This window comes from Pseudomonas nitroreducens, from assembly GCF_014204515.1.
GTDB classification, from domain to species: Bacteria; Pseudomonadota; Gammaproteobacteria; order Pseudomonadales; family Pseudomonadaceae; genus Pseudomonas; species Pseudomonas nitritireducens_A.
The window spans coordinates 19,485-43,491 of sequence record NZ_JACHLI010000015.1; the positions used below are offsets into that span (position 1 = coordinate 19,485).

The 24,007-nt window shown below is 66.8% G+C and carries 23 protein-coding genes; 12 read left to right on the forward strand and 11 right to left on the reverse strand.

Annotated features, from left to right (window positions below):
* Positions 1-6: 6 nt before the first annotated feature.
* Complete coding sequence (locus HNP46_RS18540) at positions 7-885, forward strand: LysR substrate-binding domain-containing protein (protein ID WP_184591757.1); 879 nt, start codon at positions 7-9, stop codon at positions 883-885.
* Positions 886-895: 10 nt separating this feature from the next.
* Here the strand turns inward: HNP46_RS18540 and HNP46_RS18545 are convergent, their stop codons facing one another.
* The 8 genes from HNP46_RS18545 to HNP46_RS18580 form a co-directional block, all read right to left on the reverse strand.
* Positions 896-1,258: a hypothetical protein gene (locus tag HNP46_RS18545; protein WP_184591759.1), complete on the reverse strand. Its 363-nt coding sequence runs from the start codon at positions 1,256-1,258 to the stop codon at positions 896-898.
* A 62-nt stretch (positions 1,259-1,320) separates the two neighbouring features.
* Positions 1,321-2,685 carry a DUF1329 domain-containing protein gene (locus HNP46_RS18550; RefSeq protein WP_184591761.1) on the reverse strand — a complete coding sequence of 455 codons (1,365 nt, stop codon included), beginning with the start codon at positions 2,683-2,685 and terminating at the stop codon, positions 1,321-1,323.
* 14 nt (positions 2,686-2,699) lie between these two features.
* On the reverse strand, positions 2,700-4,631 hold the full coding sequence (locus HNP46_RS18555; protein WP_184591763.1) for a DUF1302 domain-containing protein: 1,932 nt from the start codon (positions 4,629-4,631) through the stop codon (positions 2,700-2,702).
* A gap of 147 nt (positions 4,632-4,778) precedes the next feature.
* Positions 4,779-5,336, reverse strand: coding sequence for a hypothetical protein (locus HNP46_RS18560; RefSeq protein WP_184591765.1), 558 nt, complete (start codon positions 5,334-5,336; stop codon positions 4,779-4,781).
* 1 nt (position 5,337) lies between these two features.
* Positions 5,338-6,579: a sterol desaturase family protein gene (locus tag HNP46_RS18565; RefSeq protein ID WP_184591767.1), complete on the reverse strand. Its 1,242-nt coding sequence runs from the start codon at positions 6,577-6,579 to the stop codon at positions 5,338-5,340.
* Positions 6,580-6,856: 277 nt separating this feature from the next.
* Positions 6,857-7,876: an AraC family transcriptional regulator gene (locus HNP46_RS18570; RefSeq protein ID WP_184591769.1), complete on the reverse strand. Its 1,020-nt coding sequence runs from the start codon at positions 7,874-7,876 to the stop codon at positions 6,857-6,859.
* 94 nt (positions 7,877-7,970) lie between these two features.
* A complete protein-coding gene (locus HNP46_RS18575) occupies positions 7,971-8,666 on the reverse strand; it encodes an SDR family oxidoreductase (protein WP_184591771.1) in 696 nt (231 codons plus the stop codon).
* A gap of 158 nt (positions 8,667-8,824) precedes the next feature.
* The gene (locus tag HNP46_RS18580) at positions 8,825-9,796 is read right to left on the reverse strand and encodes a D-2-hydroxyacid dehydrogenase family protein (RefSeq protein ID WP_184591773.1); all 972 of its coding nucleotides are present in this window, start codon (positions 9,794-9,796) and stop codon (positions 8,825-8,827) included.
* Between the two features lie 276 nt (positions 9,797-10,072).
* Between HNP46_RS18580 and HNP46_RS18585 the strand changes: the two genes are divergently transcribed.
* The 11 genes from HNP46_RS18585 (at position 10,073) to HNP46_RS18635 (ending at position 21,142) form a co-directional block, all read left to right on the forward strand.
* Positions 10,073-11,653: an ABC transporter substrate-binding protein gene (locus tag HNP46_RS18585; protein WP_184591775.1), complete on the forward strand. Its 1,581-nt coding sequence runs from the start codon at positions 10,073-10,075 to the stop codon at positions 11,651-11,653.
* A gap of 11 nt (positions 11,654-11,664) precedes the next feature.
* Positions 11,665-12,660, forward strand: a complete 996-nt coding sequence (locus tag HNP46_RS18590) for a flavin reductase (protein ID WP_184591776.1) — start codon at positions 11,665-11,667, stop codon at positions 12,658-12,660.
* A gap of 21 nt (positions 12,661-12,681) precedes the next feature.
* Entirely contained in the window at positions 12,682-13,734 is a 1,053-nt protein-coding gene (locus tag HNP46_RS18595) for an LLM class flavin-dependent oxidoreductase (protein ID WP_184591778.1), read from the forward strand.
* Positions 13,734-13,958 carry a tautomerase family protein gene (locus tag HNP46_RS18600; protein ID WP_184591780.1) on the forward strand — a complete coding sequence of 75 codons (225 nt, stop codon included), beginning with the start codon at positions 13,734-13,736 and terminating at the stop codon, positions 13,956-13,958. The genes HNP46_RS18595 and HNP46_RS18600 overlap by 1 nt, the downstream gene beginning before the upstream one ends.
* Before the next feature lie 11 nt (positions 13,959-13,969).
* Positions 13,970-14,749 (forward strand): alpha/beta fold hydrolase, encoded by a 780-nt coding sequence (locus tag HNP46_RS18605; RefSeq protein ID WP_184591782.1) that lies wholly within the window; start codon positions 13,970-13,972, stop codon positions 14,747-14,749.
* Between the two features lie 96 nt (positions 14,750-14,845).
* Positions 14,846-15,802 (forward strand): ABC transporter permease, encoded by a 957-nt coding sequence (locus HNP46_RS18610; protein WP_184591784.1) that lies wholly within the window; start codon positions 14,846-14,848, stop codon positions 15,800-15,802.
* Positions 15,803-15,812: 10 nt separating this feature from the next.
* A complete protein-coding gene (locus tag HNP46_RS18615; protein ID WP_184591786.1) occupies positions 15,813-16,628 on the forward strand; it encodes an ABC transporter permease in 816 nt (271 codons plus the stop codon).
* Positions 16,629-16,659: 31 nt separating this feature from the next.
* Entirely contained in the window at positions 16,660-18,273 is a 1,614-nt protein-coding gene (locus HNP46_RS18620; RefSeq protein ID WP_184591788.1) for an ABC transporter ATP-binding protein, read from the forward strand.
* A 26-nt stretch (positions 18,274-18,299) separates the two neighbouring features.
* Complete coding sequence (locus HNP46_RS18625) at positions 18,300-19,781, forward strand: aldehyde dehydrogenase (RefSeq protein ID WP_184591790.1); 1,482 nt, start codon at positions 18,300-18,302, stop codon at positions 19,779-19,781.
* Between the two features lie 91 nt (positions 19,782-19,872).
* The gene (locus tag HNP46_RS18630) at positions 19,873-20,523 is read left to right on the forward strand and encodes a TetR/AcrR family transcriptional regulator (protein ID WP_184591792.1); all 651 of its coding nucleotides are present in this window, start codon (positions 19,873-19,875) and stop codon (positions 20,521-20,523) included.
* A gap of 376 nt (positions 20,524-20,899) precedes the next feature.
* Positions 20,900-21,142, forward strand: a complete 243-nt coding sequence (locus HNP46_RS18635) for a hypothetical protein (RefSeq protein ID WP_184591795.1) — start codon at positions 20,900-20,902, stop codon at positions 21,140-21,142.
* A gap of 7 nt (positions 21,143-21,149) precedes the next feature.
* Here HNP46_RS18635 and HNP46_RS18640 read toward each other — a convergent pair whose 3' ends face one another.
* The 3 genes from HNP46_RS18640 to HNP46_RS18650 all read right to left on the reverse strand — a co-directional run bounded on the left by HNP46_RS18640 (position 21,150) and on the right by HNP46_RS18650 (position 23,965).
* Complete coding sequence (locus HNP46_RS18640; RefSeq protein WP_184591797.1) at positions 21,150-21,401, reverse strand: hypothetical protein; 252 nt, start codon at positions 21,399-21,401, stop codon at positions 21,150-21,152.
* Positions 21,402-21,554: 153 nt separating this feature from the next.
* Positions 21,555-22,670 carry a mechanosensitive ion channel family protein gene (locus HNP46_RS18645; RefSeq protein ID WP_184591799.1) on the reverse strand — a complete coding sequence of 372 codons (1,116 nt, stop codon included), beginning with the start codon at positions 22,668-22,670 and terminating at the stop codon, positions 21,555-21,557.
* Positions 22,671-22,777: 107 nt separating this feature from the next.
* Entirely contained in the window at positions 22,778-23,965 is a 1,188-nt protein-coding gene (locus HNP46_RS18650) for an NAD(P)/FAD-dependent oxidoreductase (protein WP_184591801.1), read from the reverse strand.
* Between the last annotated feature and the right edge of the window lie 42 nt (positions 23,966-24,007).

Here is a 24,007-nt window from a genome sequence, read left to right on the forward strand (position 1 = left end):
AGAAAGATGACCCGCCAGTTGCCCTCCATCGAGCTGTTGCAGGCGTTCCTGACGGTTGCGAAAACCGGCAATTTCGGCAAGGCGGGGGAGCAGCTGCACCTGAGCCAGAGCGCGGTGAGCCGCCAGGTGGCGCAGCTGGAAAGGTGCCTGGACAATCGCCTGTTCGAACGCCACACGCGGCGCATCGTGCTGACCGCCGAGGGCGCCTCGCTGATCCCGGTGGCGGAGCAGGTCATCGGTCTGCTTTCCGATGCCTCGCAGATGCTTGCCAGCGTCGGGCGCAGCGTCAGCCTGCGGGCACACCCGACCATGGCCACGCGCTGGCTGATCCCGCGCCTGAGCGAGTTCTACCGCGAGCATCCGGAAGTGAGCGTCAGCGTCGACACCGCCTACGAGCGCTTCCCGGATTTTGCCTTCGATGCCCTCGACGGGATGATCACCTACGGCACCGCGACCTGGCCGGATTTCGCCGCACTGGAGCTGTGGGAAGAGGAACTGATTCCGGTCTGCGCGCCGGGCCTGCTGGCCGGCTCCAGCGGCGCCGACGTGCTGCGCAACGCGCGGCTGGTGGACGGCAGCCTGGACCGCGTGGACTGGCGGCGTTGGGAGGAGCTGTACCCGGATTCGCTGGCCGGCGGCAATGCGCACCTGACCTTCGACACGCTGGAGTCCGCCATCGTCGCGGCGCTGCATGGCCAGGGCGTGGCGCTGGTGGATGCAGTGATCGCCCGCCACGAACTGCTGGGTGGGCAACTGGTGCGGGTGCATGACGGCTGTATCACCACCGGCGCGCGCTACACCCTGGTGTATCCGCAGCGGGTCAAGGGCGCGAGCGGCTTTGCCGAGTTTCTCCAGTGGCTGGCCGCTCAGGTGGAAGCCGGCTGAGGGGCAGCGCTCAGCTCGCCCTGTCCTTGCGCAGGGCGTGCAGGGTCCAGAGGCCGCCGCAGAAGTCCACGGCACCGAACAGCACCAACACCGGCTCGCTCAGTTTCAGCGCGGCAAAGGCAGCGAAGCTCGCCAGCACGATGGCCCGCGTATACACCGAGGCCACGAACAGCTCGCGGCACTCGGCCCGCGCGGCGAACCAGTAGTACAGGCCGATGTTGAAGGCCAGCACGCCGACCACCCGCACCCAGACCTCCGCCGTCGGCGCCATGCCGAACAGCGTCAGCAGCAGGTTGGGCAACAGCACCAGGGCGATGCCCAGCAGCATCAGGTAGATCGCGAAGTACTTCAGGGTCAGGGCGGCGCGGGACATGGTGCTCTCTCATTCACTCAAGGATGGGCTCCCCGGCAATGGCTGCCGGGGAGCAGGGGCTATCAGCGGGTACCGCGACGGCGCAGCGCCGAGGGGCTGAAATACTCGCCGTCGGGGATGGCCTGGCCGAAGTCGATGCTTGCCGGTTCCTCGTTGTCCAGGTTCATCGCCACGTAGCGGCGCGCCTGCAGGTCGTGGAAGACGTCGACGGAGGTCCAGGTGGTGGGTAGTTCGTAGTAGCTGCGCAGGTAAGCCATGGAGACGCGCCACAGCTCGCCGCGGCCGTCGTACTGGTCGACTTCGGCGGCGCCCCAGCTGTCCTCGTCAAGGAACAGCACGCGCTTGGAGTAGATGTGCCGCGCGCCCGGCTTCAACGTGCCTTCCACCACCCATACGCGGTGCAGCTCGTAGCGCGTGTATTGCGGGTTGAGGTGGTTGGGCGTGAGCAGGTCCTTGTACTTCAGCTCGCCGCCGGCCAGGCGGAAGTTGTTGTAGGGGATGTAGATCTCCTTCTTGCCGAGCAGCTTCCAGTCGTAGCGATCCGGCGCGCCGTTGTACATGTCGGTGTCATCGGCGGTGCGCAGGCCGTCGGAGGAGGCGATGGGGGTGTCGTAGGCCAGGCTCGGCGCGCGCCGCACGCGGCGCTGGCCGGCGTTGTAGGCCCAGGCCTGGCGCGGCTCCTTCACCTGGTCGAGGGTCTCGTGCACCAGCGCCGCGCTGCCGGCCAGGCGCGCCGGGCTCTTGGTGAAGGCGAGGAAGTAGAACATGCGATTGCCCAGGTCTGCGAAGTTGCCACCGGGCTGGTAGTACTTGAACAGTGCTTCCTGCTGGGTGACCACCGGCGAGTAGTCGCCGTTGCGCTGCACGGCGGCCTCGGCGGCGCGGCGCACGATGTAGGTGCCGCGGTAGCGCGCGATGTGGTTCCACACCGCCTCTACGCCGCTCTGCGGAATCGGGAAGGGAATGCCGCCGAAGGCATCGACGAAGCCGTTGCCGTTCTCCGCCAGTTTGGCGCTGGTGGCGTTCTTCAGGGTGTTGTCATACACCCACTGCGGCGCCGAGCCGCTGCGGCGGGTCGGGTAGACCGGGATCTGGAAGGTGTCCGGGTAGTTGCTGAACATCGCCAGCTGTCCCGGCGTCAGGTTGGCCTTGTACTGCTCCAGGTTGGCCTTGGTGATGGTGAACAGCGGCTTGTCGGCAGCGTAGGGGTCGATGGGGTGCTGGCCGGGCTTGAAGCCGGCCGGCGCCTGGGTGATGCCACCGGTCCAGGCGGGGATGGTGCCGGCGGCGTTGCCGGCCTTTTCCGCACCCAGCGGGGTGAGGGTGGATTGCAATCTGGCCGCGTCCTGCGGGGAAACCGCCGCCAGCGCGCTGGCGGACAGGGTCAGCGCGACAGCGGCGCCGATCAGGGTACGGATGTTGCCCATGGTGGTTCTCCGCATCAGAAGGAGTACTTGACGTTGAAGCCGACGTTGTCGCGGTCGCGGGCGGCGTTTTCCTGCCCGGCGCCGTAGAACTCGGTGTACTGCAGTTCGGCTTCCAGGCTGTTCAGGTAGGTGGCCTTGAGCCCCAGGGTGTAGGCCTTGCGCCCGGCGATGAAGTTGCCGGCCTGCTGCGAGTTGCCGCTGAAGTCGTCCTTGTAGACGGCGTAGGGCGAGAGGTTGACCCCGGCGAACACGTCGTTCCAGGTGCCGGTCAGCAGCAGGGTGGCGCCGTAGGCGTTGCGGTTCACCTGGTCGCTGCGGTCGAAGCCGGAGACGTAGGCGCCGTTGCTGCGCCCGGAGTAGTAGCGTGTGCTGCCGTCGTAAGCGGTGTATTGCAGGCTGCTGCCGCGCAGCTGCTCGGCGGCGACCTCGAAGACGCCCATGAACGAGTCGAAGCTCAGGGACGGGCCGAAGTTGTAGATGGTCCCCAGCGAGCTGTTGAAGGACTCCACGCGCTCGTAGTCGTGCACCGCACCGCCGAGGCCGACCATCTGCCCGCCGACGTTGACCTTCTGCCCATCGGCGATCTTGCCGGCCTGGGCGAGCATGTCGCCGAGCAGGTCGTTGGTGGTGGCGACGCCGATGGGCAGGTTGGGCCGGTAGGCGATCTCGCCGAACACCGAGGCATCGCCCAGGGTGGTGTTGAAGCTCAGGCCGTACATGCGGATGTTCTCGACGTACTCGCGGCGCGCGGTGGCCTGGTTGGCCATGTCCACCGCCGCGGCGGCGTTGACCAGCCCGAGCATCTGCCCACCACTCTGCATCAGCGCGTCGTAGGACGACGAACCGACCAGCCGGGCCAACTGGTCCATGTCCAGTCCGGCGTAGCTCTTGTTCAGGTCGGCATAGATCACCGGGTCCTTGGCGTGGTAGTTGACGAAGTAGAAGCCGAATTCGGTGGAGTTGAGCTGCTCGGCGATGTAGTGGAAGGCCACGCCGAACTGGCCGTCGTTCTTCGCGTTGATGTCCTGGCCGATGTGCGACACCTTGAAGTAGCCGTTGGAGTCCAGGTAGTCGGTGCCCTGCAGGCCGGCGAAGTGGCTGGCCGAGAGCATCGGGTAGAGGCTCTGGAAGGTCGGGTCGGACAGCGCCCGGACCCGCGTGTAGCCGGTGTTGCCGCCGTCGGCGAAGAGGTCGGTCTCGGAGAAGAAGGTGCCCGCCGGATCGAGCCGGGTTTCCTTCCAGTTCCACTGGTAGAAGGCATCCATCGACAGATTGTCGGTCAGGCCGAGGTTGAAGCTGACCGCCTCCACCGGCATCAGCACTTCCTTCAGCTCGGAGCCGGGCAGGCGGAACTTGGCGGCGTCCACCGGGTTGGTGGTATTCACCCCGCCGCGGTAGAACACGCCTTCGCCCCAGTTGAATACCTGGCGACCCAGGCGCGCGCTCAGCGGGTGCTCGGCGACGTCCCAGTTGCCGTAGAGGTAGGCGTCGAGGATTTCCGCGCGGTGGCCGGCGGTGTCGCGGGTGGCGTCGGTGAAGTGGTCGTTGTGCGGGTAGCTCTGCGACGGCTGCGGCGGATCGTTGTGGTCGTAGTAGTCGTTGCGCTTGTCCATGATCTGCGTGTCGTAGAACGCCGAGCCGCGCATGAACAGGCCGTAGTTCTGGTAGGTCGCCTCCAGGTCCGAGGTGATCTTGTAAACCTCCGAGGCCAGCCCCGGGCTGAAGTTGCGGTTGCCGTCGTTGCTGTTGACGTCGTTGTTGGTCTTGTCCTGACCTTGCACGCGCCACAACGCGCCGTAGGACACCGTGGTGTCCAGCGAGCCGCTGAGCTGGTTGTCGAGGAAGCTGAACTCGACGGCCTTCGACTGGCCGCTGAGCATGAAGGGAAGTACGCAGGCAATGGCGGACCCGGTCTGCAAGCGACGCTTGCGGGTGCTGGTGGTCATGTGAGGCTACTCCAACGACGGATTCTTATTGTGTTTGTCATTAGCCGGGCGCTTGGGGACGCCCTGTTGGCAACGCAGGCGGAGGGTGAAACGCTGGATGGAAGGTGAAGCGGTGGTGAATTCTCCTGGGGTGTGATCGCTCGCCTTTCAGCGAGCGAGCGGCGTGGGTGAACGGAGTTGCCAGCGGGTGCCTTGCAGCCGGGCGTGGGCCCAGCACAGCGCCGCCAGCGCCAGGGTCAGGTGATAGAGGTCCACGCGCGGCACGCCCAGCCACTGGCCGGGGCCGGCGATGCCGAGCCCCGCGAGGACGAACAGCAGTGCGCCGCCGAGCGCCAGTGGCCAGCGCCCGGAGCGCCCCGGCCAGGCAATGGCGATCACGGCCAGCAGGTTGCCGACCAGCGCGGCCTGTTGCGGCAGCCAGAGCATCAGCGCGCCCAGTACGGCCAGCAGCAGATGGCGGGAGAAACCGTGCAGGCTGCCGACGGCAATCAGCAGCAGGCTGATGCGCCCGGACACGCCGGTCAGCCACTGGTGCGCCGGCCGCGCCGTCTCGACGCCGCCGTAGACCAGCGCGCCGAGCAGGGCGGTGCAGGCGATCAGCACGAAGCCGGCCAGGCGGCAGAACTGGCCGTGGCGCAGGCTGTCGGCCGCGGCCCACAGGCAGGCGGCGCTCAGCAGCAGTTCGCAGATCACGCTGGCATTCATCTCAGGCCTCCAGCGGCTGTGGCTGGCGCAGCGAGCGCAGCAGCATGCCGAGCAGGCCCAGGGTCGCGGCGCAGAACAGCGCCACCGCCCAGGCCACCGGCAGGCCCCATTGCAGGTGGGCGACGGCTGCCGGAACCGCCAGCGAACCCAGCCACAGCAGTTGCCAGCGACCGTTGCCCGGCGCGTTCTCCAGGCTGCGACCAAGGACCCAGAGCGAGGCGATGATCCAGATCGCGCCGACGATCTTGCCTGCCAGCGGCAGCTGGTAGGCGAAGGCCAGGAAGCCCATGCCCAGCACCATCAGCAGGAGCATCTGCAGCAGGCAGTAGAAGGCCGTGGCGGTGGAGATGCGCGGGCGGTAGATGCGGAACTGGGTGATGTCGTGGGGCGGCTTCGGGTCCAGCCGCAAGGCGGCGGCAGGGCGCCAGCCGGGGCGGGCGAACCAGACGCGGAGGCGGTCGCCCCAGCTGTCCGCCAGCCGCGCATCGGCCAGCAGGTCGCGGTACTTGTGGAAGTTGGCCTTGAGCGGATCGAAGGTCTTCAGCTGGCCATGGATGCCGTAGATGATCGGTTCTTCGGCGGCCGGGCGCTCCTTGGCGAAGGTGCCGAACAGGTGGTCCCAGAGCATCAGCACGCCGCCGTAGTTCCTGTCCACGCAATACTCGTTCTGGCCGTGGTGCACGCGGTGGTTGGAGGGCGAGGCGAAGCAGTAGTCGAACCAGCCGAGGCGGCCGATATGGCGGGTGTGAATCCAGAACTGGTAGCCGAGGATCACCGCGCCGGCGACGATGAACACGGTCGGCGGAATGCCGATCAGCGCCAGCGGCCAGTAGAAGAACCAGTTGGTCAGAAAGCCGGTGCTGGTCTGGCGCAGCGCGGTGGAGTAGTTGAACTCCTCGCTGGAGTGGTGCACCACGTGGGACGCCCAGACCAGATTGACCTCGTGGCCCATGCGGTGGTGCCAGTAGTAGCAGAAATCGTAGCCGAGCAGGCCGATGACCCAGACCCACCAGTGCGAGGTGGAAAGGTCGAACAGCGCCAGGTACTGGTAGGCCAGCAGGTAGATGCCGAAGTTCATGGCGCGCACGAACAGGTTGATGACCTGCCCGCTGAGGCCCAGGGACGCGCTCGACAGGCTGTCGGAGAGGGCGAAGGTCTGGCGCTTGCGCCAGAAGCTCCAGAGCAGTTCCACCAGCAGCAGCACAAGGAATGCCGGTACGGCATAGACGATCATGTTGGGCATGTTCTGCCTCCTTCTTATGATGCGAGGAGGCTAACGCGGTGCCGCGAATCGGGCGTGATGCAGGGCGCCAGAGCGCATGTCGGCTGACGTCAATCGGCGTTGTATCAGGGGCAGTGATGACGCGGCATAGGCGTCGTATGTCAGCGAGGCGGCGGATAACGCCGTTGGCGTTATGCGCCCTACGGGACCGGATCGGCGCCCACCGAGGCTGATACACGCGTAGGGCGAATAACCGCTTGCGGTTATCCGCCGATGGGAAGGTTGAGGGAAAACGAGGTCAGTGAATGCGCAGCGTCTTGCGGAAATCCGCCGGGGAGATGCCGCGCGCCTGGCGGAAGGCATGGCTGAAGGCGCTGGCCTGGGAGAAGCCGAGCAGCAGGGCGATTTCCATGACGCTGGAGTCGGTGCGCCGCAGATAGTGGTCAGCCAGTTCCATGCGCATGGTTTCCAGCACCTGGGAAAAGCTCTCGCCCTCGGCGGCCAGCTTGCGCTGCAGGGTACGCGGCGACATGGCCAGCTCGCTGGCCAGTCCCTCCAGGCTCACTTCGCCGCCGGGCATGTGCTCCACCAGCAGCGCGCGCACGCGGCCGATCACCGACAGCGGCGCGTAGGAGCGGCCCAGTTGCAGATCCGCCTCCAGCAGCAGGCTCTTGTGGGTGCGCGGGTCGGCGCCCTGGATGCGTGCGGTGAGCATCGCCTCGGGGAAGACCAGCGCGTTGCGCCTGGCGCCGAACTGCACCGCACAGCCGAAGAAGCGTTCGTAGAGCGCCGGGTCGCCCTGGGCCGGGTGCATCATCTGCACCGCCGTGGCCGGTGCGCTGCTACCGATCAGCCAGCGGCCGAAGGCCAGCCAGCCGGCCAGCACGGCTTCCTGCAGGAGAGCGCTGTAGGGCTCCAGTTCGGTGATGCGGCGATCCTCTAGGACCACCTGGCCCTGCTCGAAGGTGATATGCGTCTGGCTGGACGGACTGTCGAAGACGATCTTGCCGAAGCGCCGGATCATGCTCATCGACTCGCCCAGGGTGGCGCTGGTCATCTGCACGTAGCCGAGCACGCCGTAGGTTCCCGGACGCACGCCAGTGCCCACCAGCAGGCCGAAATGCGGCAGGCCGCTCATGCGCGCCGCCAGTTCCAGCAGGGCGCGCAACTGCTGCATGGGGATGCGCAGGATCGGGTCGGCCAGGCGCTCGCGCGGCAGGCCGATCTCGCGCAGCAGCAGGTCAGCGTCGCAGCCGTACTGCTCGGCTGTGTCCAGAACGTGGTTGATGAAGGCGGCGCTGGCAGTGGCGGGGCGCATAGGGGCAAGGGAGTCCGGTGGTCCGGTTGTCGTTATGGGAAGCGCAATCTAGCAACGCGAGCGCCACCCTGGCGAGTGGCGCCGGTCGGTGCGATCAGACCCTGCCGCTGACCGGGATGGCGGCGCCGCTTATCGCGCAGGCCGCGTCGGACAGCAGGAACAGGATCACCGCGGCGAGTTGCTGCGGGGTCACCCAGCGGTCGAATGGAGCTTCAGGCATGGCCGCGCGGTTCTGCGGTGTATCGATGATGCTCGGCAGCACGGCGTTGACGGTCACGCCCTGGTCCTTGAGCTCTTCGGCGAGGCTTTCGGTCAGGCGCATCACGCCGGCCTTCGAGGCGGCGTAAGCGCCCATGCCGAGGCCTGCCTTGGCTGCCGCCCCGGCGCCGAGGTTGACGATGCGCCCAGCATCCGAGCGACGGATCAATGGCAGCAGCGCCTGGGTGGTAAGCAGCGCGGTGCGCAGGTTGAGGGCATAAAGCCGATCCCAGGTCTCGACATCGCCACCCTGCACCGGCTCCCAGGCAAAGCCGCCCGCGACGTTGACCAGCGCATCGAGCCGACCGAAGTGTTCTTCGATGCGTGCGGCCACAGCCTGGCAGGCCGTGCTGGACGTCAGGTCGGTATCCGGGAGCAGCAGGCAGTCCGCTGAGCTGTGCCGTTCGGAGCTGGCGTGGTCGATCAGGACCAGGCGTGCGCCCTGGCTGGCGGCCATTTCCGCCAGCACCTGGCCGAGGTTGCCGAAGGCGCCGGTAATGGCTACGACACGCTGGGAAAGGGGTTGATCCATGCTGAAGTCCTCTTCTGTGTGCAGAGCGCACGCTAAAGAGGGCGGCGGCCACCGTCATGCGCCAGGGCGCCATTCTGGATGCTGCATCCCGCCAAGCTGTGAAACGGCATTTCCGCCGGCCAGCGCCAGGCGGGGCAGGGCACGATCCCGCGCGGCAATCAGCGTTCCAGCGCCTGCGGATTGGCGACGTTCTTCGGCTGGCCGTCGAAGAACGCCAGCAGGTTGTCGAAGGCATCGCCGAAGTACAGCTCGTAGCCGTTCTTCTCCACATAGCCCAGGTGCGGGGAGCAGAGGATGCGCGGGTGGTTGAGCAGGGGATCGGCGGGATCGAGCAGCGGCTCGGTTTCGAACACGTCCAGCGCCGCTTGTCCCGGTCGCCCGGCATCTATCGCCTGCAGCAGCGCACCGGGGGCGATCAATTCCGCGCGGCTGACGTTGACCAGCAGGGCGTCGGGCTTCATCCGGCTGAGGTCTTCGAAGCTGACCAGATGCCGCGTGGCATCGGACAGGCGCAGGTTGAGGCTGAGGATATCCGCCTCGGCGAAGAACGCTTCCCGCGACGCGGCGGCGCGGTGCCCATCGGCCTCGGCCGCCGCACGGCTGTTCTCGCTGCCCCAGACCAGCACCGGCATGTCGAAGGCCGTGGCGTAGCGCGCCAGGCGCTGGCCGATCTTGCCGTAGCCCCAGATGCCCAGGGTCTGCCCGGCCAGCGCACGGCCCAGGTTGACCTGCCACTGCCCCTGCCTGAACGCCTCGATGGCCGGCACCAGAAGCCGGCGTGCATTGAGGATCAGCGTCCAGGCCAGCTCGGTGGGCGCCACCGGCGAGCCGCGGCCTTCGGTGACCACCACGCCGCGCTCGGTGCAGGCCTGCAGGTCGAGGTGACTGGAGACCTTGCCGGTCTGGCTGATCAACTTGAGGTTCGGCAGGCGGTCGAGCAGCGCCGCATCGATGCGTGTGCGCTCGCGGGTGAGCACCAGGGCGTCGGCGTCGGCGAAGCGCGCAGCCAGTTCGTCCCGGGTTGCCGGCTGCAGATCGTGGAGGAGGGTGACCTGGTGCCCGGCCAGGCGCTCGAAGCAGTCGAGCGTGGCGATCACCTGCTGGTAGTCGTCGGGAATGACAATGCGCATGGGGCGGTATCTCGGCGCTGGCGGAAGAAGCCACGACCATAGCCGATTTCGCCGGCCAGCAGGGTTTGTCGCGAATCTTCTGTACGACTGTACAGAAATATCTTGCAGGTCAGAATGCTTGCTGATATTAATTTGTACAACTGTCCAGACTGGTTCCGGTAGAGAACTTCACGGCCAGCCGCATTGAGGCAATAACAATTATCAGAAGACCACAGGTGCAACTTCGTCTGACGCCTGTACGGTCGTACAAAACTCAAGTGTCTTGCGAGGTGCGCGATGAAGGAAAAGCAACCTGGGGAGCAGGTCGGCGGAGTAACACGCCGTGACCTGGTGAAGGGCACGATGGGGCTGTTGTGGGCCGGCGTGCTGCTCGGCGGCCTGCCGCTGCCGGCGTTCGCCGAGCCGAAGAAGGGCGGGCGGCTGGTGTTCGGCCTGGCCGGCGCATCGACCACCGACAGCCTCGATCCGGGCCTGGCCGAAGACGATTTCATGATGCTGCTCAGCCAGGCGCTGCGCGGCAACCTGGTGGAGATCGACAGCAGCGGCAACGCCATTCCCGAGCTGGCCGAGTCCTGGGAGTCCTCGCCGGACGCCAAGGTCTGGACCTTCAAGCTGCGCAGCGGCGTGCAGTTCCACAACGGCAAGGCCTTCGTCGCCGACGACGTGGTGGCCACCCTCGACTACCACCGCAAGGACGGCTCCAAGTCGCTGTCCAAGTCCATCGTCTCGCAGATCGACGAGGTGAAGGCGGTCGATGACTCCACCGTGCGCGTCACCCTCAAGGGCGGCAACGCCGACTTCCCGGTGCTGATGAGCGACTACCACCTGGGCATCCTGCCGCGCGGCGCCGACGGCCAGGTCGATTGGCGCTCCGGCGTGGGCACCGGCGGCTACATGCTCAAGGAATACAACCCCGGCGTGCGTGCCTACGTGGTGCGCAACCCCAACTACTGGAAGCCCGGCCGGGCGCACGTCGAAGAGGCAGAGCTGATCGCCATCGCCGACTCGGTGGCGCGGCAGAACGCGCTGCTCACCGGCAAGGTCAACGTCATCAACCGCGTGGAGATCAAGACCCTGTCGCTGCTGCAGCGCAGCAACAAGGTGCGCATCGCCGAGGTCACCGGCCTGAACCACGCGACCATGCCGATGATCGCCCAGGTCAGCCCGTTCCAGGACAACAACGTGCGCCTGGCGCTCAAGCACGCGGTGGACCGCGACCAGTGGGTGAAATCCCTGCTGCGCGGCCACGGCAGCGTCGGCAACGACCATCCCATCGGCCGCCAGCAGAAGTACTTCAACAGCGAGCTGCCGCAGCGCCAGTACGACCCGGACAAGGCGCGCTATTACCTCAAGCAGGCCGGCATGGACAGCCTGGACATCAGCATCAGCGCCGCCGACGCAGCCTTCGCAGGGGCGGTGGATGCCGGCGTGCTGTTCGAGGAAAGCGCGCGCAAGGCCGGCATCAACCTCAAGGTGGTGCGCGAGTCCAACGACGGCTACTGGATCAACGTCTGGGCGAAGAAGCCGATGTGCATGTGCTACTGGACCGGCCGCGCGACCCCGGACTGGATCTTCAGCCAGATCTACGCCAGCGGCGCGTCCTGGGGCGACACCCAGTGGAACAACGAGCGCTTCGACAAGCTGCTGCTGCAGGCGCGCTCCGAGCTCGATGAAGCCCGGCGCAAGGCCATCTACTGGGACATGCAGGCGATGCTGCGCGACGAGGGTTCCACCGTGGTGCCGATGTTCATGAACCACATCATGGGCATGGGCAACGACGTGGTCACTTCGCCCACCATCGGTGGCGACATGGCGCTGGACGGCATGCGCGCCATCGAGCGCTGGTCGCTGGCGTGAGGGAGAGCGAGATGAGCAACCTCGACTGGCATCCGGTCAGCGCCGACGACACCCGCAGCCTGCGCAACGTCTTCGGCACCTTCATGACCGGCGTCACCATCGTCACCACCCGCGAGGCCGATGGCACTCCGCGCGGCTTCACCGCCAACTCCTTCACCTCGGTGTCGCTGAGCCCGGCGCTGGTGCTGGTGTGCATTGCGAAAAGCGCCGGCAGCCTGGCGGTGTTCAGCGCCGCCGAGCGCTTCGCCATCAACATTCTCGGCGACTGGCAACGCGAGCTGTCCAACCGCTTCGCCGGGCGTACGGCGGACAAGTTCGCCGGCGTCGAACTGCTCTCCTGCGAGGCCGACGTGCCGTGCCTGGCCGACAGCCTGAGCGTGCTCAGCTGCACCCGCCACAGCCTGGTGGAAGCAGGGGATCACGTGATCCTGATCGGCGAGGTGCAGCGCTACCGCAGCAGCGTCGGCAGCCCGCTGGGCTACTTCCGTGGCAGCTACATCGACTTCGCCGAGGGCGCCAAGGCCATCCAGGTCGAGCGCGGCAGCGCGCTCAAGGTCGGCTGCCTGATCGCCCGCGACAACGGCGTGCTGCTGGTGCGCGAGGCGGGCCAGGAACACTGGAACATTCCCGAGGTGTTCTGGCGCGCCGGGGTGAGCCAGAAAGCGGTGATCGACGAGGTGTTCCGCCGCGTCGGCCTGGTCGGCGAGGTGTCGTTCATCTACTCGATGTTCGAGGAGGCGGGGGACGACTTCACCCGCCTGATCTTCCGCGCCGATGCCAGCGGCGAGCTGGCCCCGACCGCCAGCGCAGGCCGCGAGGTACGCCTGTTCCGTGCCGAAGACGAGCCCTGGCGGCTGGTTCGCGGCGACTACTGCACCAGCATGCTCCACCGCTTCTTCAGCGAGCGCCAGGCCGACAGCTTCGGCATCTACTGCGACACCGCCGACGGCGGACGCATCGCCGGCATCGCGGGCCAGCCCGTGCCCTGGCTGGACTGGAAACACTAAGACCACCGAGTGGATGACAACATGGAATTCAACCATTTCTTAAGTTCCTACCTGCCCGACCCGGATGCCTCCGGCAAACGACTCTACGAGCAGATGGTCGAGCAGGCCGTGGTGGCGGAGGAGGTCGGCTACGCCGGCATCTCCATCCCCGAGCACCACCTGATCAACATCCTGCTGGTGCCTTCGCCCCTGCAGATGGCGGTGAAGATCGCCGCGGTCACCCGGCACATCGAGCTGGTCACTTCCATCGCCGTGCTGCCGATCCGCGATATGCGCGTCTTCGCCGGAGAAGTGGTGCAGGCCGACGCGCTGTGCGATGGCCGGCTGGTGCTGGGCGTCGGGCGCGGCGCCTTCAAGTACGAGATCGAGATGCTCGGCGTGCCGATGCACGAGACCCGCGAGCGCTTCGACGAATCCCTCGCCGTGCTGCAGGCGCTGCTGACGCGCAAGGAAGTGAGCTGGGACGGCAAGTACTACCAGTTCGGCCCGCTGACCGTGATGCCGCGCCCCGAACGGGAAATCCCGCTGGTGGTGGCGAGCATGGCCCCCGAAGGCATCCAGGCCAGCGCATGCAAGGGCTTCTCGGTGCAGACCACGCCGCTCAGTGGCGACCACCAGATGCTGCTGGACCAGGTCAACGCCTTCCGCCGCGGCAAGGCCGAGGCCAAGCCGAAATCTTCCCGGCACGCCCGGCTTTCGCTGCAGCGCGCCACCTACCTGGCCCGCGACGAGGCGGATGCCCGCGAGAAGCTGCAGCTTGCCTACGAGTACTACCGGCGCTTCGACAACGTGTTCACCGGCCCCGGCATCGTCCATGGCGGCGGCATCGAAGCGCTGCCGCGCCAGCAGTCCATCGAGGAACTGGGCAAGAACCTGCTGATCTGCACCCGCGAGCAGATGATCGACCAGCTCTCGGCCTACGCCGAGGCGGGCATCGACGAAGTGATCATGACCGCCAACTTCGGCCAGTCCCAGGAGGACAGCCTGGACATGATGCGGCGCTTCGGCGAGCAGATCATTCCGCACTTCAGCGCCAATACCACGCAACCTACCCTGAACAAGAGGACCGGCTGATGCCCCTGATTACCGTTGAGCTCTTCCCCGGACGCACCCCTGAAAAGAAAAGCGAGCTGATCCAGGCGCTGACCGACACCTACCTGCAGGTCTGCGGTGGCAAGGCCCAGGCGGTGACCATCCTGCTCAAGGAGGTGGATCCGGTGGACTGGGGCACGGGCGGACGCAGTTACGCCGAGATTCTTGCTGAAAAGAGCATTGCTGAAGCCAAGACGCAGGCCTGAGGAGGCGAACGATGAGCAAGGCAATCGATTGCGCCTACGTGGTGGACGGCCAGGGCCCGGCCCTGGTGATGGTGCACGGTATCGGCGCGCGCAAGACCGGCTGGGACAAGGTCACCGAGGCGCTCAAGGACAGCTTCACCTGCATCCGCTATGACCTGCGCGGCCACGGCGAGTCGCCGCTGCCCAGCGAAGACTTCGGCCTGGACGAGCTGGTCGCAGACCTGGAAGCCCTGCGCGCCAGGCTGGGCATCGAGCAGATGCACATCATCGGCCATTCCCTGGGCGGCATGATCGGCCCGGCCTATGCGCACAAGTATCCGCAGCGCGTGCTGAGCGTCGGCCTGCTGTCCACCGCGGCATTCCGCTCGCCACAGGACAGCGAGAACGTGCGCAAGGTGGTCCGCGCCATGGAGGAAAAGGGCATCGGCCCGGTGCTGGATACCCTGACCCAGCGCTGGTTCACCGAAAGCTTCTGCGCGGCGCATCCGGAGGTCATCGAGTGGCGTAAGCAGCAGGTGATGGCAACGCCAGCCGAAGTGTTCCTCAACGTCTTCCACATCTACGCCGAAACCGAGATGGCGCCCTGGCTGCATGAAGTCACCCAGCCGTGCCTGGTGCTCACCGGAGAGTTCGACGGCGGCTGCAATCCGGGGCTGAACCGGCAGATCGCCGACGCGCTGCCGCATTCCGAACTGGTGGTGTTGCCGGACCTCAAGCACGCCATCCTGATCGAAGCGAGCGACCAGGTGGTGCCGCATCTCAAGGCCTTCCTGACCAAAGCCTCGCAGTAACGCCTGCCGGCAAGCCGGGGAGGGCGCGTGCGGCCCTCCCCGCAGTTTCCATCACCACAAAAACAACAATGGCCCACCGATCAGCAGGTCGACGACATGGCTCTGATTTATCCCATTCTCTTGCGGCGTTTTCTTCTCGGAGCCCTGACCCTGCTGGGCGTCTCCGCACTCATCTTCGCGGCGGTGCAGCTGCTGCCCGGCGACATGGCGCAGAAGCTGCTCGGCCAGTCCGCCACTCCCGAGGCACTGCACGCCCTGCGTCACGAGCTGGGGCTCGACCAGCCGGCGCTGACGCGCTACCTGCACTGGCTGCTGGGCAGCCTGCAGGGCGACTTCGGCACCTCGCTGTCCAACGGCCGGGCGGTGTCGGAGCTGATCGGCCAGCGCCTGCTCAACACCCTGTTCCTGGCCGGCTACACGGCGCTGATCGCAGTGCCCCTGGCGCTGCTACTGGGATTGTTCGCAGCGCTGTACAAGGACTCGCTGTACGACCGCGTGGTGAACGTCATCTCCCTGGCGGCGGTGTCGCTGCCGGAGTTCTTCATCGGCTACATCCTCATCCTCTGGCTGGCGGTGAAGCACCCGCTGTTCCCCTCCATCGCCGATGTGCCGCCCTCGGCGAGCCTGCTGGAGCACCTGCAGGCGGCCTTCCTGCCGGCACTGACGCTGACCCTGGTGATCACCGCGCACATGATGCGCATGACCCGCATCGCGGTGCTCGACCTGCTGCAGCTGCCCTACATCGAGATGGCCCGGCTCAAGGGCCTGTCGCGGCTGAAGATCGTCCTGCGCCACGCACTGCCCAATGCCTGGGCGCCCATCGTCAACGTCATCGCGGTGAACCTGGCGTACCTGATCACCGGCGTGGTGGTGGTCGAGGTGGTGTTCGTCTACCCCGGCCTCGGGCAGCTGATGGTGGACTCGGTGATCAAGCGCGACGTCATGGTGGTCCAGGCCTGCTGCTGCATCTTCGCGGTGGTCTACATCGGCATCAACCTGCTCGCCGATGTGCTGTCCATCGTCACCAATCCGCGCCTGTTGCATCGCAAGTGAGGGCGAACCGATGAATGCCTTGATCGCAACCTTCAAGCAGATGACCTGGACCGCCCGCATCGGCCTGCTGATCATCCTCTTCTACACCTTCCTCGCGCTGTTCGGCCCGCTGGTGGCGCCCTTCGGCGAGACCGAGATCGTCGGCAGCGAATACGACCCGTGGAGCGCACAGCACTGGCTGGGCACCGACGCCCTGGGGCGCGACATGCTCTCGCGGGTGATCTTCGCCGCGCGCAACACCATCGGCATCGCGCTGCTGTCCACCGCGCTGGCGTTCTTCATCGGCGGCTCGCTGGGGCTGATCGCCGCTGCCGTGGGCGGCTGGGTCGACGGCGCGCTGTCGCGCCTGGTGGACGTGCTGATGGCGGTGCCGCAGCTGATCTGCGCGCTGTTGCTGCTGACCATCTTCGGCACCAGCATCGCCAACCTGGTGTTCGTCATCGCCCTGGTGGACGCCACGCGGATCTTCCGCCTGGCGCGCTCGGTGTCGCTCAACGTGGTGGTGACCGACTACATGGAAGTCGCCCGGCTGCGCGGCGAGGGGCTGTTCTGGCTGGTGGCGGTGGAGCTGCTGCCCAACGTCCGCGCGCCGCTGGTGGCGGAGTTCGGCCTGCGCTTCTGCTTCGTGTTCCTGACCATTTCCTCGCTGTCGTTCCTCGGCCTGGGCCTGCAACCGCCGCTGGCGGACTGGGGCAGCATGGTCCGCGAGAACGCTTCGCTGATTTCCTTCGGCGACCTCACTCCGCTGATTCCCGCCGCCGCCATCGGCGTGCTGGCGATCGCCGTCAACTTCGTCGCCGACTGGTTCCTCGCCCAGCGGCGATGAACGTCAGCTCCCGTACCTGAGGACACGCAACATGAGCGAACCCTTGCTGAAGATCACCGGCCTGCGCATCGAGGCCGGCGGCGCGGACGGCTGGAACGAGATCGTCCACGGCATCGACCTGCAACTGCAGCGCGGCCGGATTCTCGGCCTGGTCGGCGAGTCCGGCGCCGGCAAATCCACCATCGGCCTCGCCGCCATGGGCTACACCCGCGATGGCTGCCGCATCAGCGGCGGGGAAATCCTCTTCGATGGCATCGACCTGCGCCAGGTGCCCGAGTCGCAGCATCGCGAGCTGCTCGGCGCACGCATTGCCTACGTCGCGCAGTCCGCCGCAGCCAGCTTCAACCCCGCGCACCGGCTGATCGACCAGCACTGCGAGAGCGCCCTGGAGCACGGCCTGGCCGCCCGCGAACAGGCGCGCCGGGACGCGGTGGAGCTGTACCGTAAGATTTCCCTGCCCGAGCCCGAGAGCATCGGCGAGCGCTACCCGCACCAGGTCTCCGGCGGCCAGTTGCAGCGGATCATGACGGCCATGGCGATGTCCTGCCGGCCGGACCTGATCATCTTCGACGAGCCGACCACGGCGCTGGACGTCACCACCCAGATCGACGTGCTGCTGACCATCCGCGAGCTGGTCCGCGAGTTCCAGGTGGCGGCCATCTACATCTCCCACGACCTGGCCGTGGTGGCGCAGATGGCCGACGAGGTGATGGTGCTCAAGGATGGTCACCTGGTGGAGCGTGGCGACAAGCGCCGGCTGATAGCACAACCCCAGGCGGACTACACCCGCTCGCTGTGGGCGGTGCGAAACCTGGCGTGCGAGGCACGGCCGCCGGTGGCCGCCGACCAGAAGCCGCTGCTGGAATTGCGCGGCATCCGCGCCGGCTACGGCAACAAGCAGGTGCTCGACGATGTGTCGCTGAAGGTCTTCCCCGGGCGCACCCTGGCCATTGTCGGCGAGTCCGGCTCGGGCAAGTCGACCCTCGGCCGCTGCATCACCGGCGCCTTGCCGGCCCGCGAGGGCAGCCTGCTGTTCAACGGCGCGCCCCTGGCCGGGCATTACGCCAAACGCAGCCGCGACGACCTGCGGGCAATCCAGATGATCTACCAGATGGCCGACACCGCGTTGAACCCGCGCCACCGCATCGGCGACATCGTCGGCCGGCCGCTGCAGTTCTACGGCGGCCTGAGTGCCGCGCGACGCGAGGAGCGCACCCGCGAACTGCTCGCCGCCGTGGGCCTGGAGCCGGGTCGCTTCATGGCGCGGCGGCCGGGCGAACTGTCCGGCGGGCAGAAGCAGCGCGTCGGTATCGCCCGTGCGCTGGCGGCAGACCCGGCGGTGATCGTCTGCGACGAGATCACCAGCGCCCTCGACCAGCTGGTCGCCGAAGGCATCCTGCGGCTGATCGACGACCTCAAGCAGAGCCTGGGCGTGACCTACCTGTTCATCACCCACGACCTCTCGGTGGTCAAGTCCATCGCCGACGACGTGCTGGTGCTCAAGGCCGGCAAGGTCGTCGACTTCGGCGAAAAACAGCGGGTGTTCACGCCGCCCTGCGACAGCTACGTCACGCGCCTGCTCGACAGCATGCCGCAGATGGACCCGGACTGGCTCGACGGCCTGGCGCACCGGGGCGTGGCCTGAATCTCTTTCCACTCAAGGAGCACAGCATGACCGCAACCACTCGGCAGCACTGGAGCGAACGCGCCGCCGCGCTCGCCATCGAAGGCCGCTGCTTCATCGATGGCCAGTACCACGACGCGCAGGACCTGCGCAGTTTCGACAAGACCAGCCCGCTGGACGGTCGCAAGCTGGCGGCCATCGCCCGTGGCGGCGCGGCGGATATCGACCGCGCGGTGGCCAGCGCGCGCCGCGTGTTTGCGGCCGGGCACTGGTCGCGCCTGGCGCCGGTGCAGCGCAAGCGCACCCTGATCCGTTTCGCCGAGCTGCTGGAGAGCCACGCCGAGGAACTGGCGCTGCTGGAAACCCTCGACATGGGTAAACCCATCGCCCATGCCCTGGCCACCGACGTACCCGGCGCGGCTAACGCCATCCGCTGGTCCGCCGAGGCCATAGACAAGGTCTACGGCGAGATCGCCGCCACCGCCGAGGACCAGCTCGGCCTGGTCACCCGCGAGGCGGTAGGCGTGGTCGGAGTGATAGTGCCGTGGAACTTCCCGCTGCTGATGGCCAGCTGGAAACTCGGCCCGGCGCTGGCCTGCGGCAACTCGGTGGTGCTCAAGCCGTCCGAACGCTCGCCCCTGACGGCGATCCGCATCGCCGCGCTGGCCTGCGAGGCAGGGATTCCCGAGGGCGTGCTGAACGTGGTGCCGGGCTTCGGCGCCGAGGCAGGTGACGCGCTGTCGCGGCACATGGATGTGGACGCCATCGCCTTCACCGGTTCGACCGGCGTGGCCAAGCGGCTGATGGTCGCCTCCGGGCAGTCCAACCTCAAACGCGTGTGGACGGAGGCGGGCGGCAAGAGCCCGAACATCGTCTTCGCCGACGCGCCGGATTTGCGCGCGGCAGCCACCAGCGCTGCCTCCGCCATCGCCTACAACCAGGGCCAGGTGTGCACCGCCGGCTCGCGCCTGCTGGTGCAGGACTCGGTGCGCGAAGAGTTTCTGCACCACCTGGGCGACGCGCTCGGCGCCTGGACACCCAGTGACGCCCTCGACCCGGCCAGCCGCTACGGCGCGCTGGTCGATGCCCAGCACCTGCAGTCAGTGCAGGGCTACATCGCCAGCGGCCTGGAGGAGGGCGCCCGGCTGGTGGCCGGCACGGGGGAAGGCGAGGGCTGCTACCTGGCGCCGGTGGTCTTCGATGGCGTGCGCAACGACATGCGCATCGCCCGCGAGGAAATCTTCGGCGCCGTGCTCTCGGTGATCAGCTTCAAGGATGCCGAGGAAGCAGTGGCCATCGCCAACGACACGCCCTACGGCCTGGCGGCGGGGGTGTGGACGTCGAACCTTTCCCGCGCGCATCAGGTTGCGCGCGCGCTGCGGGCCGGCTCGGTGTGGGTCAACCAGTATTCGGGCGGCGACATGACCGCGCCCTTCGGCGGCTTCAAGCAGTCCGGCAACGGGCGTGATCGTTCGCTGCACGCCTTCGACAAGTACACCGAGCTGAAGGCGACCTGGATCAGGCTCTGAATGAACTAACTTTTGACCGGCACGGACACGGGGCGGAATAATCCGCCCCGAATGGCCAACCCTGATTTGCCCAAGATGGAACCGGCACACTATGTCGCAACAGAAAGTGTCGCAGCAGAAAGTGGCGCAACCCAAAGCGAAGAAGATCTACGACCCTGAACTGCGCCGTGAGGAAATCATCAAGGCGGCCTTCCTCTGCCTGAGCGAGGAGGGCTACGCCAAGCTCTCCGCACGCAAGGTGGCGGCCCGCGCCGAGATGGCGCTGGGGCACATCAGCTACCACTTCAAGGACATGAACGAGCTGCTGGTGGAAGCCTACAAGTACGCCTCGCACCAGCTCTACCAGGCGACCCGCAGCGGGCTGGAAGCCGAGCCGCGCACCGCCATGGCGCAGCTCGAAGTGTTCCTGCGCAGCGGCTTCACCGCCACCTTCCTCGACCGCAGCTACCTCTCGGTGCGCATCGACCTGTGGTCCGCCTCGCTGTTCCAGGAAGACATCGCCGATACCGAGCGCAAGCTCTACGCCATCTACCGCGAGCGCCTGGTGGAAATCCTCCGGCGCATCGCCGAGGAGCGCGAGGTGGGCGCCGAGCGCATCGAGAAGTCCGCCGACGCCATCATGGCCATGCTCGACGGCCTGTGGCTGGACTGGCAGCGGCGACGCAACATGAAGGCCATCGAGCACGGCATGAGCGCCTGCCTCGACCTCGTCGCCTGTTATATGCCGGAAAGCGTCCGCTGAATCCTGCTGGGACTTTCTCGCGCCCCCTCCCGACGCGGCAACGCCACGTAGGGCGCATAACCCGGAACGGGTTATCCGCCAAATGTCCCGCGGCGGATAACGCTGGCGCGTTATGCGCCCTACGGTCCTCGCGCCCCCTCCCGACGCGGCAACCCCACGTAGGGCGCATAACCCGGAACGGGTTATCCGCCAAATGTCCCACGGCGGATAACGCTGGCGCGTTATGCGCCCTACGGTCCTGGGCGATATTCCCCGGCTCCTGCGCGGGAGCAGCGACAAACTCGAATTGATATCATTTGGCTACTATCGGGGCGTAATCGAAGAACGGCTCGCCAGGATCAGCGGGCCTCCAGGGACTTCCAGGCAGAGGATTGCCATGCCCGATCGCCAGTCGTTACCGAATCTGTTGCGCCGCACCGCTCTGGCCCGCGAGGCTTTCGAGTCGCGGCGGCGGATCACCTTGGCGCAGCCGCAGTTTCGCGTGCAGGCGCTGGAGGCCGGGCTTTACCAGGTCATCGACTGCGCCAGCGGCCTGGAGCGCGCACGGCGCCGCAGCTATGCCGCTGCGCTGGACTGCCTCGCCGAACTGCAGCGCAGCGGCGCTGCCAGCGCCTGCTGAGGCGGCTTCAGGAATCCTTGGGTACCAGGCGGAACAGGGCACGGCCATCCAGCCACTGGGCACGGCCATGGGCGTCGATCTCGCCGACGCATTGGCCCAGGTCCTGGCCGTCGAGCTCGATGAACAGGTGGTTGGCGTAGACACGGAAGCGCTCGGCGCTGTCCGCCAGTTCCACCCGGCCGTTGTGCAGCACGCCGATGCGCTTGCCAACCCCGCCGGGGGTATACACCTCGTAGCTGCCCTTGCTGTAGATCGCCACCACGCCGCCTCCCTGCCAGCCCGCTCGATGCACCGACTTAAGCACACAATGATGGCAATTGGATATCAATTCCTGGCGATCTGCTGCAAACCCCTGGTTGCCGCAGCGATCGCCCAAGCCATCGAATGCCGCCCAGAACAGTGAAGCACCTGCTCAGTGACTGGTCCGCCCTTGTTCGGGTTGAGGCGCCGAATGGGCATGGCTTCGCTCCACTGGCTTGCGCGGAGCGTCGGCGAGGACTTCCACATTGCGCAGCTCCCGCACCGGCAGGGCAAGCTCGACGCCCAGCTCCTGCATGCCGGCCAACAGGCGCAGGTTGATGTGCTGCTGCACGTCCATGTAGCGGTTGTAGTCGGCGGTTTGCATGATGTAGACCACCTCGTAGAGCAGGCGGCTTTCGTCGAAGGAGAGCAGGTGCGCACGGTCGAATTTCGCCTCGCCGACCCCGTCGATGATCTTCCGGACCAGCTCGGCCACCGCTTCGGCCTTGTCTGCCTGGGTGCGGTAGCTGACGCCGAACTGGAAGACGATGCGCCGGGTGTTCATGCGCTTGTAGTTGTGCAGCGTCTGCTTGAGCAGCTCGGCGTTGGAGCAGACGATCTGCTCGCCGCTCAGACTGCGGATGCGGGTAGTCTTCAGGCCGATGTGCTCGATGGTCCCGGCGACATCGCCGAAAACCACGAAGTCGCCGATCTCGAACGGCTTGTCGAAGCCGATCGACAGCGAGGCGAAGATGTCGCTGAGGATGGTCTGCACTGCCAGTGCCACGGCGATGCCGCCCACACCGAGGCTGGCGATCAGCGCGGTGATGTCCACGCCCAGGTTGGCCAGGATCGACAGCAGCATCACCGCCCACACCACCAGCAGCACCACCACCGAGATCAGCGAGGCCATCACCGGGTTCTGCATGCCGCCGAAGCGCAGCCGCGACAGGTCGCGCGTCCACAGTCGCACACAGGCATCCATCCACCAGGCCACCTGCAGCGCAAGCACGACGAACCAGGCGTGGGCCAGGGCCGAACTCCAGTTGTCGGGGAGGGTGGTCAGCTTCAGCGCGAGCATCAGGGCGAAGACGAAGATCAGCAGGTTGCTGGTGCGCCCGGCGATGGCGGCGGCGTAGCACGCCCACTGACTGGTGCGGCCTTCCAGGCGCCTGCGCGCCGAACCGACCAGGAAGCGCAGGATGGTGAAACCGATGGCGGCGGCGAGCACCACCAACAGCAGGCGGCTGAGCTGGGTCAGGTCCAGCCAGGCATTGAGCGACCCCATGTTCCCTCCTCATCAACGGTGACAGGAGTAGGGTTGGGGGCACGCTGCCCGCAGAAGTTCAGCTCAAGGGGCTGAGCGGTGCCCTGTGCGGGAACTCAGCGGCCGACTCAGACGTACTGCGCGGCGGCGTAGCCCGAGGCCCAGGCCCACTGGAAGTTGAAGCCGCCCAGGTGGCCGGTGACGTCGAGCACTTCGCCGACGAAGTACAGGCCGGGGGATTTCAGCGACTCCATTGTCTTCGACGACACCTCGCGGGTATCCACGCCGCCCAGGGTGACTTCCGCGGTGCGATAGCCCTCGGTGCCGGCTGGCACCAGCTGCCAGTCGCCCAGGCGCTCGGCAATCGCCTTGAGCTCGGCAGGGGTGTACTGCTTCATCGGCTTGGAGACGAACCACTGTTCGGCCAGCAGGCCGGCCATCTTCTTGGTGAACAGCTCGCCCAGCAGGGTCTTCAGCTCGCTGTTGGGACGCTCGCGCTGCTGCTCGGCCAGCCAGGTGGGCAGGTCGATGTGCGGCAGCAGGTCGATGCTGATGGCGTCGCCGGCCTGCCAGTAGGAGGAAATCTGCAGGATCGCCGGGCCGCTGAGGCCGCGGTGGGTGAACAGGATGTTCTCGACGAAGCTCTGGCCGTTGCAGCTGACCCGGCAGTCTTCCACCGAGGTGCCGGACAACTCGGTGCACAGGGCCTTGAGCTGCGGGTCGGTAAGGGTGAAGGGCACCAGGCCGGCGCGGGTCGGCAGCACGCTGTGACCGAACTGGCGGGCGATCTGGTAGCCGAAGCCGGTGGCGCCCAGGGTCGGGATCGACAGGCCGCCGGTGGCGATCACCAGGGATTCGCAGCGCGCCGGGCCGAGGCTGGTCTGCAGCTGGTAGCCGCCTTCGTCGAGGCGAGCGATCTCGCTGACCGAGGTGTCCAGGCGCAGGTCGACGCCGGCCTGCTCGCACTCGTCCAGCAGCAGACCGAGGATGTCGCTGGACTTGTTATCGCAGAACAGCTGGCCGAGCTTCTTCTCGTGGTAGGGCACGCCATGCTTGGCCACCAGACCGATGAAGTCCCACTGGGTGAAGCGCGCCAGCGCCGACTTGCAGAAGTGCGGGTTGTGCGACAGGAAGTTGGCCGGCTCGCAGTACAGGTTGGTGAAATTGCAGCGCCCGCCGCCGGACATGAGGATCTTCTTGCCGGCCTTGTTGGCGTGGTCCAGCAGCAGTACCTGGCGGCCGCGCTCGGCGGCGCTCATTGCGCACATCAGTCCCGCGGCGCCGGCGCCGATAATGATGACCTGGGATGTGAGCACGCTGGATTCCTCGTGGACGGGCGCCTGGCCGGCGCAAAGCCG